3 protein-coding genes and 2 pseudogenes are annotated in these 10,860 nt (G+C 42.7%); 4 read left to right on the forward strand and 1 reads right to left on the reverse strand.

The window, feature by feature from the left end; genetic code table 11:
* Positions 1–480: 480 nt before the first annotated feature.
* Positions 481–2,799, forward strand: a pseudogene (locus ACF8FD_RS01755) (DUF5801 repeats-in-toxin domain-containing protein); the annotation flags it as partial.
* A gap of 3,477 nt (positions 2,800–6,276) precedes the next feature.
* On the opposite strand, the gene ACF8FD_RS01760 reads toward ACF8FD_RS01755, so the two are convergent.
* A complete protein-coding gene (locus ACF8FD_RS01760) occupies positions 6,277–6,375 on the reverse strand; it encodes a hypothetical protein (RefSeq protein WP_225858618.1) in 99 nt (32 codons plus the stop codon).
* Between the two features lie 2,283 nt (positions 6,376–8,658).
* Between ACF8FD_RS01760 and ACF8FD_RS01765 the strand changes: the two genes are divergently transcribed.
* The 3 genes and pseudogenes from ACF8FD_RS01765 to ACF8FD_RS01775 all read left to right on the forward strand — a co-directional run.
* Positions 8,659–9,300 (forward strand): type I secretion C-terminal target domain-containing protein, encoded by a 642-nt coding sequence (locus ACF8FD_RS01765; RefSeq protein ID WP_392452969.1) that lies wholly within the window; start codon positions 8,659–8,661, stop codon positions 9,298–9,300.
* Positions 9,301–9,519: 219 nt separating this feature from the next.
* Positions 9,520–9,834: pseudogene (locus ACF8FD_RS01770) on the forward strand (transposase); the annotation flags it as partial.
* A gap of 158 nt (positions 9,835–9,992) precedes the next feature.
* Positions 9,993–10,860: TolC family protein (locus ACF8FD_RS01775; RefSeq protein WP_392452967.1), on the forward strand; the 868-nt coding region annotated here is incomplete at its 3' end.

The following is a 10,860-nucleotide window of genomic DNA, read 5'->3' on the forward strand; positions in this document are numbered from 1 at the left end:
ACATTAACCATCACCATTAACGGACATACCGATGGCCTACCAAGCATTACACCGAACGATGAGAACGGAAACAATGTTGGTGGTCAGATTACAGTGTATGAAAGTGGTCTAAGTACAGGTAGCAATGCAAGTGCAGCGAGCGAATCTGCCAGTGGAACGATTCAGATCAATGCAGGAGATGGCTTAAGCAGTATTAACATAGGCGGACAGACCTTTAGCCTTTCACAATTACAATCACTGAGTAGCAGCAACCCATCGGCAGCGATCAACGTCGCTGGTGGAACCATCGTTCTAAATGGTTTTACGGCAAATAGCAGTGTAGGTGGTATCCCAACTTCAGGTAGTTTGAGTTATACCTATACTTTGAACAATGCCCAGACACATAGCGCTGTTGGAAATGATGGTTTACTTCTGAGTGGCATTCCACTGAGTGTCACAGATGCAGGAGGAGTAACCACAACAGGTAGTCTGGTTGTACAAGTGATTGATGATGTTCCAACTGCTCTGAATGAAAGCAATAGCATTCCTGTAGGTAGTTTGGCAGTAGTTACTGGTAATGTGGTCAGCAATGACACGAAAGGTGCAGATGGCGCACGAGTAACTACAGTAAAAGCAGATACTGCTAATGGGTTAGATGTCACGATTGATCCAGTTGGTAACTATCCGGTTGTTGGTAAATATGGCACATTAACGATCCATTCTGATGGTAGTTATAGTTATGCACGTAATGCAGGTTCAGCTGGTGGTGTAAGTGACGTATTTACTTATACTTTAACGGATGGCGATAACGACACATCAACAGCACAATTGACAATCAACATTGCTGATGCAACCCCGACCAGCACAATACCAACGGCTGGTGGTGCAACAACGACAGTCTATGAATCTGGTTTAAATGATGGTACAGAAGCTTCAACCAATAAAGAAACCACCAGTGGCACAATTAGCTTTACCTCTCCAGACGGTCTGGCAGTCAGTGATGCAATCAAGCTGGGTGGGCATACTTTAACTACCACGAATCAGACCTTTTCAGATGGTCTAACTGCGCGTTATGAATACAATGCAGCAACTGGAACGGGGACGATTTATTATAGTTATACCTTGCCTGCAAAAACGAGTGGCGATAATACAACAGCTACTTTCGCTGTTGAAATCAAGGATGCTGATGGAGATAGTGCAACAGCAGGGAATTTGGTCATCAATATTGTTGATGATGCACCAATCACCGTAGCGGATACAGGAAGTGTTACAGAAGGCGCGCGTTTGACCAAAGATGCAGCCAGTGGTGTACTTTCTAACGACCAGTCAGGCGCAGATGGTTGGGCTATTGGTGGCGGTGTAGTCGGTGTTGCTAAAGGCAATACAGGTACAACTTCGAGTACTGGAGTAGGAACAAGCATCACAGGTGATTATGGTACGCTTACATTAAATGCCAATGGTAGTTATAGCTATAAAGCGGATCCAAACAAAATAACAGCCAATGCACAGGATGTATTTACTTATACAGTGCGTGATGCTGATGGTGACTTAAAAACATCTACCCTTACCATTAATGTGCAGGATGTTACAGCCAATCCATTAACTACAGTGGGTAGCGTACGTGAGGATGGGATTGATGCCAATGGTAGTCAGCCTGCGGGAACAGATGCAACCAGTAATAGCAATATTGCTACGGGTCATCTCAACTTACAGACTGGCTGGACGGCAATCGCAACAACTGGCACTACAGCAAATGGAACGTATACCGTCAATTCAAATGGTACTTATAGCTTTACTTTAACTTCAGCAACCAAAGATTTAGCAGGCAATGAAACCAATAGCTTCACTTACACTGCTGTAGACCAATATGGCAATACGGTCACTAATACCATAACTATTAGCATTGTTGACGATAAACCTAAAATCAGTGAGAACGGTGCAAATGTTGGTCGTGTAACTGTTGATGAAACTAATTTTGTCTCAGGTTCTGTTTCTGCAACAGATGCTAATTTTGTCAAAGATGTATTCACCCCTGTGTATGGTGCAGATGGTCAAGCTACAAGTAATGCGTTGATTTATGCACTTAACATTAGTTCCAATGGTGTGGATAGCGGATTAGATACCACCAGCGGCCAAAATGTCTTGCTGTATAAAGTAGGTAATCAGATTGAAGGACGTGCGGGTAGTGCAACAGACGATTTGGTATTTCTTATCTCCATTGATCCGACCACGGGTGCTGTTACCTTAACTCAATCAAAAGCACTTAAACATCCCGTGGGCGGTTCTTCTTATGATGAAAGTCTTTCTATCAGCAATGCAGGTTTAATTACCCTAACTGCAACTGCTACAGATGGTGATGGTGATGCGGTCACCAGTGATCCTGTTGCGGTAGGTGATCGTTTTATCTTTAAGGATGATGGGCCATCAATTGGTTCTGCGCCAGCAGTAACTTCTGTAGATGAAAAAGGTCTAGCGACAGGAAGTGAACCAAACACATCGTTACTCACCGCAGAAGGCAATTTGAGTGTGAGTTATGGTCAGGACGGTTCAGGTAATGGCGATGGTTTAAGCTTTGCTGCAAATCAAACTGCTTTAAAGGCAGTGCTAGATAGTACAGGTAATAGCGGTATAAGTATTAATGCGGCAGGTAACGTACTGACAGCCACGCGTGGCGGCAGTGTTGTGTTCAAAGTCACTTTGGATACGACTACAGGCAAATATACCTTTGAACTATTGGGTTCATTAAACCATCCAAGTCATACTACACCATTGAATCTGAATTTTGACTTTATTGCCAAAGATGGTGATGGCGATACGGCATCTGGTAGTTTCGTTGTTCAAGTGATTGATGATGCACCGAAAAGCGCGATTACGATTACGATGTTTGAAGATCAAAGTTATGGTCCGTTCACCACCTCAGCTGATTCACGACTTGAGAATATTACCATTCAGGATGCGAATGGTAATACCATTGCTGGAACAGATAACGGTAATGGAAGCAAAAGTTTCAGTGTTGCACATGGCACTGTGACTGTAGATGAGGCTGGTCGAATTACTTATAAACCTGCCGATAACTATAGTAACTATGATGGAAGCTCTTCGACCAGTCCCGATACATTTAAAGTACTAGTTACTGATGACAGTGGGCAAACCACAACAACCAATGTGACTGTAAATGTAAATCCAGTCGCAGATGCACCAAATTTAGCCGGAACAACGGGTGTGGGTGGTAATGTAACACTAGCAAATGTGACTACGAATGAAGATACGGCTGTTATATTGGGTCTGAAAGCACCACGTGTAATCGATGCTATTGATCAAAATGGCAATACAACAACGGGTGATAGCCCAGAACGTCTAGGCGTGATTAGCTTAAGCGGTATTCCTGCTGGCGCAGTGCTCTTATCTGGTACTGATGCTACATTATTCACATCGAATGGCGGCAATATCTCCATTTGGTTAAGCGATGTTAATCATCCGACTGATGAAACCAAACCAGCAAATGCTTTGGAGATGACGTCTGCTGAGTTTGAAGCATTAAAGGTTTTACCACCTGCGGAAAGTCATGCCAACTTTACCGTAACGGTAAGTGTAACCAGTTATGAAGTTAACGATAGCGGTACTAAAGTTTCTGGTGTTAACGGTGCAACCAGTACTGCAACAGTCAAGGTCAATGTTCAGGCGGTTACGGACGGTATTGATCTGAAAATTTCAGATGGCAATAGTTTTGTTGATACAAGCAGTACGACACCTGTGATTAAAGAAATTGCGGAAGATACTACACTTAATTTGACTAATTTGTTGCAAGTGACATTGGCGACTGGTGGCGATAACAACACGACTGCTGACATCGACGGTAGTGAGCAACGCTGGATGACCATTAAGGGGCTACCAGAAGGTACAACCTTAACTGTAGGTGGACAGCCTCACACCATTACTGCAACAGAATCGTCGGGTGGCTATCGAATAAACATTCCAAATAATTACAATGGCACTTCAGCAAGCTTACCATCGATTACAGTGACACCACCAAAAGACTTTAGTGGTAACATTAACAATATCCAGATCACGCTGCATGCGCGGGACAGAGATAGAGATGGTGTAGGTAATGGGTCGACTACTGGAACTGAAATTACTGACAGTGTTTATTTACATCTACATGTTACACCAGTAGCAGGTGATGTCGCAGCAGGTGATGTTACGACCAATGAAGACACAGCAGTTGCTTTCCTGCAAAATGTAAGAGTGACGGATACGACTACTGGTACAGAAGTCATTACACAAGTCGCATTTGAAATTCCGACAGGTTGGGTCGTGACTGAACCAACCGATAAGGAAGGGTGGAGTGTAAGTGGAGTTGGTTCGAGTGTATCTCCATATACCATCACTTTTGACAATACCTTGAATGAAGTGCAACGTGAGGCTATCTTGGACAGTTTCACAATCTTGCCGTCAGCACACAGTAGTCAAGATGCAACCATTCAAGTAAGTGTAACATCAATTGATACCAATGGTTCGGATACAGATACCCAGATTAAAACTTTGCCAATAAAAGTCACTGTAAATCCTGTTGCTGAAATCGTGGGTAATCCTCCTGGTTCAGGTGATTCCAACAACGATGGTATAGCTGACCTGATCATGACAGGTGGTCACACTTACACGACAGCAGGTGCAGAAGACACATGGTATGCACTGGGTACTGAGAATGGATTTAAGCTTGCCGATGACTGGACGAATCAGGACGCAGATGAACTGACTTATGCACATTTAACGCCTGAGTTAGATTCAGGGGATAGCTATGCGACAGTCATCGGATCACAATTCAAATGGACTGATTCCGATGGTGAACATACTGCGACTTATACAGGCACACCAATTGATGTACCTGTTAGTGCATTGTCAACATTACATTTCTTGGCTCCTGAAAATGTATCGGGTACCTTTAAAATCAAAGTTGAAGCTTATACAGTAGACTATGATGATGACAATGAAGGGACGGGTACACCAGCGACAGCAGTATCAGGTCAAGCTTGGTTACAAGGTATTATCATCGCACCTGTTGCTGATGGTATTAATACCTTGTCATTAAATGGTCGTGCGATTGGTTTGGAAGATACGCCAATCCCACTGTCTATTACGCCAAGAAGTTCTGATCCATCAGAAACCTTTAATATCACCATTTCAGATATTCCTGCTGGTGCAAAAATTTTCTATGGCGGCGTAGAACAAACGATTACTGACGGTTCAGTCACGATCTCTAACTTTAGTACATCTACGCCACTGACGATTACTCCACCTTTTAACAGCAATGTAAACTTTACCTTAAGTGTTACTGCGACGGCGACGGATGGTGACGTCACATCTGCTCCATCTAGTCCGCTCTCTATACCTGTTACAGTTTATGGTGTAGCAGATACACCGACAATTACCTTAAAAGATTATGACAGTAATGAGTCTGGTGTACAGTCTTATACAACCACTGAAGCTAATCTGGATGGTACTGCCCAGCATAAAGTGTCACTCTCTAATTTGATTGAAAATGTTTCATCGATTGATAATACAGATGGCTCAGAAAGCTTTACCCTTCGTATCACTGGCTTAGCCAAAGATTTCAATCTGGGTGGACCAGCCACTGTTTTGGTCACTGGCACAGGTGAAGAACGTGTCTGGGTGATTAAACCAACAGATTTAAATAATGTATTTATCACAGTACCAGAGAATTACAGTGGCAATGTGAATTTCAAAGTTGCAGGCGTTTCTACTGAAAATGATGGTGATTCCAAAACTGGTGCATTAACTGACGTTAATTTCACAGTGACACCTTCTGCCGAAGCAGAAGCAACGACCAGTGCGACACTGGTTGAAGATGAAATTACGACCCTGTATTTTGGCATTGTTCATGTAAATGGTGACAATGACGAAACTTTGGGACATGTTTGGATTGCAAAGAATCAGGCGGCAGGTGCAAACTATACTTTATATCTAGATACAGGCACATCGGTTGTTCTCTTAAGTGAAGCAGACTTACCAATCAAAACCATTGATGGGGTGGACTACTACGAATTGACTGCTGAACAAGCTCAAACCTTGGCAGCTAAAGGTGGTGATCAGCTTGATGGTGATCAGGGCTTCTTCACTTATAAATATGAAGTGACCGATAATCATTATGGTTCGGTGCAAACCGCACCAGCGGACACGGTGGTTAAAGAGGGACAATTAAATTTAACGGCGAGTGCAGTTACCGATGCTGTTGAGTTATCTGTTACTGGTATTTCTGGAACAAGCAATACCACTTCATCAGATCAACATGCAAATGATGATGCTACTCCAGACACCGCAACACTGACTGCAACGGATACTGTGACCGTTAATCTGAACGTCGCTTCGATTGACCATGATGGCAGTGAACACGTGGTTCGTATCTTGATCGAAAAAGTGCCAGAGGGTGTAACTGTACAAGGTGCAAATGTTCAACAGGTAGGTGCTGGTACATGGGTACTGGTCTATCAGGCAAATAATGCACCTTCAATCAACGCACAGGGTGGTATTGATGTACCAGTCACTTTCAAGATTGGTTCCGACGCGGGTGACTTAACAGACCATCCGATTAAGATAACTGTACAGACACAAGATCTAGGGTCTGATTTGACTGCTATAACAGACATCAAATCTGATTCAGTGACATGGTATCTAAATACAAATTTTGCTAAGGCTCCAGGCAGTAAAGCACCGCTTATTGACGAATGGAAATATAATGGTGCATCTGCTACGGAAGATACACCATTTAAATTAAGCGATGTGGTAGATCAAGCCATTACCATTCGGGATCATTCGGCAAGCAACTTGTTTACTGTCACCTTGAAAGATTTACCAGCAGGTACAATCGTCAATGGTATGGTACAAACCATGATCGATACAAATAATGATGGTAACCCTGATACCCCAGTATGGACAGCAAGTGTTACGGTAGATCCGAATGCCACTGATGCCGAAGCCGAAGCCGAAGCCGAAGCTGCTTTGCAAAATCTGTTAGAAAGTATTGTGATCACGCCACCAGCAGACTGGAATCATAATGGTCAATCTGAACAGTTCCATTTCGATGCGACACTTACGACTTCGGTCTTGGGTGGCGCTACCGAAGAGGCAACGATTCAAGACATGACGATTCCAATCGCTCCTGTGACGGATAATCCGATATTCACCATGTCTGGAGATAGTATGGTGGATGAGGGTGAGACAGAAATCACAAGTTCTATTACACTCGACCCTGCCGATGGAAGTTTTGGTAAGGTTGTCGATGGTAAAATGTATGTGCAAGTCAATACTGCTGGTACAACCGATGCCATGGAAGATGGTCAGCTATACATCACGGGTAGTACAACACCACTTGTTTTACAAGTAGATATTGATATTGATGGTGATGGTACAACTGATGGTGATTTCTACGTCATTGACATTGGTGAAAATGGCGGAACAGTAGGCTTAACGTATACCATGCCAAATGATGAGAAAACTGTACCAGGTAATGTATCATTTACTGCTTATGCAAAAGTAAAAGAATACGATGCAGCTGATAAAGCAGTCAGTGTCACGGGTTCTGTGGAAGTTCAACGGATCAATAATGGTGTAAATGTTGTTTCACAAAACTTTAATGGTGATGAGTCAGAACTGGCAACTCAAGCCAATGCAATTGAGCTGACTGGTACAGATGGACTAAGCGTGAGTTTGAAGGATTCAGATGGTTCAGAGTCTTATGGTGCAATTTTGCTATCTAATGTTCCAAATGGCTTCTTGGTTTATGTCGGAAATGATGCGGCATCCGCAACGCTTGCAACGCTTGCAAGTAATGCAGGTGGTGATGGCACAACCAACACTTGGGTGCTCTCAGAAAGTGGTGGACTACCAGCTTATGTTGCGATATTACCGCCGACACACTGGAGTGGTACTGTTGAAAACTTACAGTTGGTTGTAACTTCTGGTGAAAGTAGCTTATCTCCTTTAACTGAAACCAAAGTCATTGGAGATTTGGTGGTTAATGCCGTAGCCAATGGCGTTGATATCAAACCGACTCAAAGTTTCGGTAAAGAAAATGAGATTATTCCACTTAACCTGAATGCATCGATGCATGATCCAAAAGTTTCAGAAGTTGCAAATGACAGCAGTACTGAAACTATGACCATTAAACTCACAGGTCTGGGTCAATATGCCTCTTTTTATATCGATGGTGTACAGATTTTATCTAGTCAAATTACAGTAAGTGGAACTGAATCAAGTACGACTTATACCATTACAGGTTTAACCCAAAGCAATATAGATAAGTTAGGCTTTAAACAGGCGAAAGCAGCTTTAACTGATCAGGATTCAGCGACTGCAGGTACACAAATCAGGGTAGAAGCATGGACAGTTGAAAGTGGTGCTGGAAATAGTGTATCTGATCCTGTTTCTAGGAACATTACTGTAAATATGACGGCCCAACAGGCTACAACAGGTAATGATACCTTGCTATATACAGCAAGTAGTATTAATGCTGGAGCAGGTACAGATACGATTCAGCTCCGTTCTGGTGAAACTGTATCAGGTGCTACTTTGGCAGCAAATCTGAAGAATGTTGAAGTGCTGGATTTGTCTGTAAATGGAGCAAATAATATCACTAGCCTGACAGCATCAGATGTATTGACCATGACTGATGCGGCACATACCTTGAAGATCAATGGTACTGCTGAGGATACTGTTGGACTTGGTTCAGGCTGGACACCAAGTGCACCCAATAATGGTTATGTGACATACACCAGTACCGTATCGGGTACGGCTGTCACTTTGCTGGTGAGTGAAAATGTTCAAACCCAATTTGGAGTAAATCCATTATCAGCGAGAAGCTTCAGCGTAGCTGAAACCAGTTCGGATGATGTGATTGTGGCCAAAGCGGGTAACGATACCATTACGACGGGTCAGGGTCACGATACATTGATTTATAATGTGCTAGATGCGAGTGATGCCAAAGCGGGGCATGGTATTGATCATTGGACAGATTTCGGTTTTGGTTCTACCGCAACAGATAGCAATGCCGAAACGATTCAATTCTCATCAGAATTCTTTAATGATTTGCTTAGTGATAGTGATTTGACATCATCTCATCTTTCACAAGTCGAAAAATTCATTAAGGTTGACTATGATGCAGCAACTGAATCTGCAACCGTGAAAGTAGATCGTGATGGTGAAGCAAATGGTTCAAATTATCAGGATCTTTTGGTCTTAGAACATCAAACTTCGAATGTAACGCTTGCAGAGCTGTTAAATAATCATCAAATTACGATTGGCTAACTTATCGTGTTGATGAATAAAAGTTGCCCCATCCGTGGGGCAATTTTTATGCTAGATGTGAATAATTTCGCTAAATCATTTAATGGCAAAACAAAATTGTAAGCATCCGGCTAACACAGCCTTACCAAGCGATCCTATAAGCCTTAATTTAGTCCCCACCTAAAAACAAGTGGGGACTTAATCCATGAACATGGATATATATTCAGCAACACCTCCTACAAGGCCATCAATTACACGCTGAAGCGTTGGCCAGCTTTAAGCCGCTATCTGGATGATGGCAATCTACCTATTTGCAATAATTGGGTCGAGAATCAGATGCGTCCCTGGGCGTTGGGGCGCAAGAACTGGCTGTTTGCTGGCTCGCTGCGCAGTGGTCAGCGAGCGGCAAACATCATGACGTTAATCCAGTCAGCAAAGCTGAATGGGCTGGATCCGTATGCCTATTTAAGTGATGTGCTGAAAAGGCTGCCGACACATAAAGTGACCCAGATTAAAGAGTTACTGCCACATCGTTGGAAATCCAACTCAAATTAAAAAATAGGTATGGGATTCAGCGGACGCTTACACAAAATTCCAGTACAATGCTTGAGTTTTGATTTTCCTCATCATCATTATTATAGTCGTGAAACAATATCATGAATAAACGGGATGTATTAATAAAGACGAGTTTATGTTCACTTCTTAGCCTTTATATGCCTTTACTTTATGCAGCGTCTGGTCAGGAAATTGCAACTTCGTTAAAAGATAATTTACAAGGTGTATTTACCCCAAAATCGGATGATCATTTTAATAAAGTAGATCTTAAACAGCTCTCAAATTTTGATGTCGATACCTCAAAGTTTGATGAACTTCCTGTTATCGGTTCAACACATTCCAATACGGTCAATACTGCGGGATTGAGCTTGGTAAGCCCCACTTCAAGAACGCTTGATATTTCTGAGGCAGTGAAAATTGCGGTTCAGCGACATCCTGAAATTAGTCAAAATATTGCGAGTCTTGCTTCTCAAAATGCCAATATTGATGTGGCTAAAGCTGCATATTATCCTCAATTATCGGGTGGTATTTCGACTGGAGATATGACTTCTGGCGAACGCGGTCGGCAGTTATTAAGTCTTAATGCGACACAGATGGTCTATGATTTTGGTAAGGTCAAATCCAGTGTGGATATTCAAAAAGCCAGATTAGCATTGCAGCAGGCGCAAGTGCTGGTCAAGATTGATGAGGTTGCACTTGAGGTTGCAAGTGCAATCGTGAATCTAAAACGCTATGAGGAAGTCTGTCGCATTGCACAGCAGCAAGTAGATGGGATTGCACGTATTGCTGAGATTGCCAATTTGCGTGCAAATGCTGGCATTAGCAGTCAGGCAGATCCCGTGCAGGCGAAGTCGTATCTTGAAGCTTCCCAATCAAATTTAATTGCTCAACAAACACAATTAAGACTGTATCAACAAAAATTACGGACTTTACTGGGCTTTGATATCAGTCGGATCAACTGGAAAATACCTGAAAATGTAGTCACTGAATCAAAGATTTTTGAAGCACCTAAAATCAATACGATTC

Source organism: Acinetobacter sp. TYF_19, from assembly GCF_043105125.1.
In the GTDB taxonomy this organism is placed as follows: domain Bacteria; phylum Pseudomonadota; class Gammaproteobacteria; order Pseudomonadales; family Moraxellaceae; genus Acinetobacter; species Acinetobacter johnsonii.

Excerpts from the sequence above, each read along its gene's own strand:
- ACF8FD_RS01760 (WP_225858618.1), bottom strand. The coding sequence starts at position 6,375 with ATGGTCAATCGAAGCGACGTTCAGATTAACGGTCACAGTATCCGTTGC.
- ACF8FD_RS01765 (WP_392452969.1), top strand. The coding sequence starts at position 8,659 with ATGACTGATGCGGCACATACCTTGAAGATCAATGGTACTGCTGAGGAT.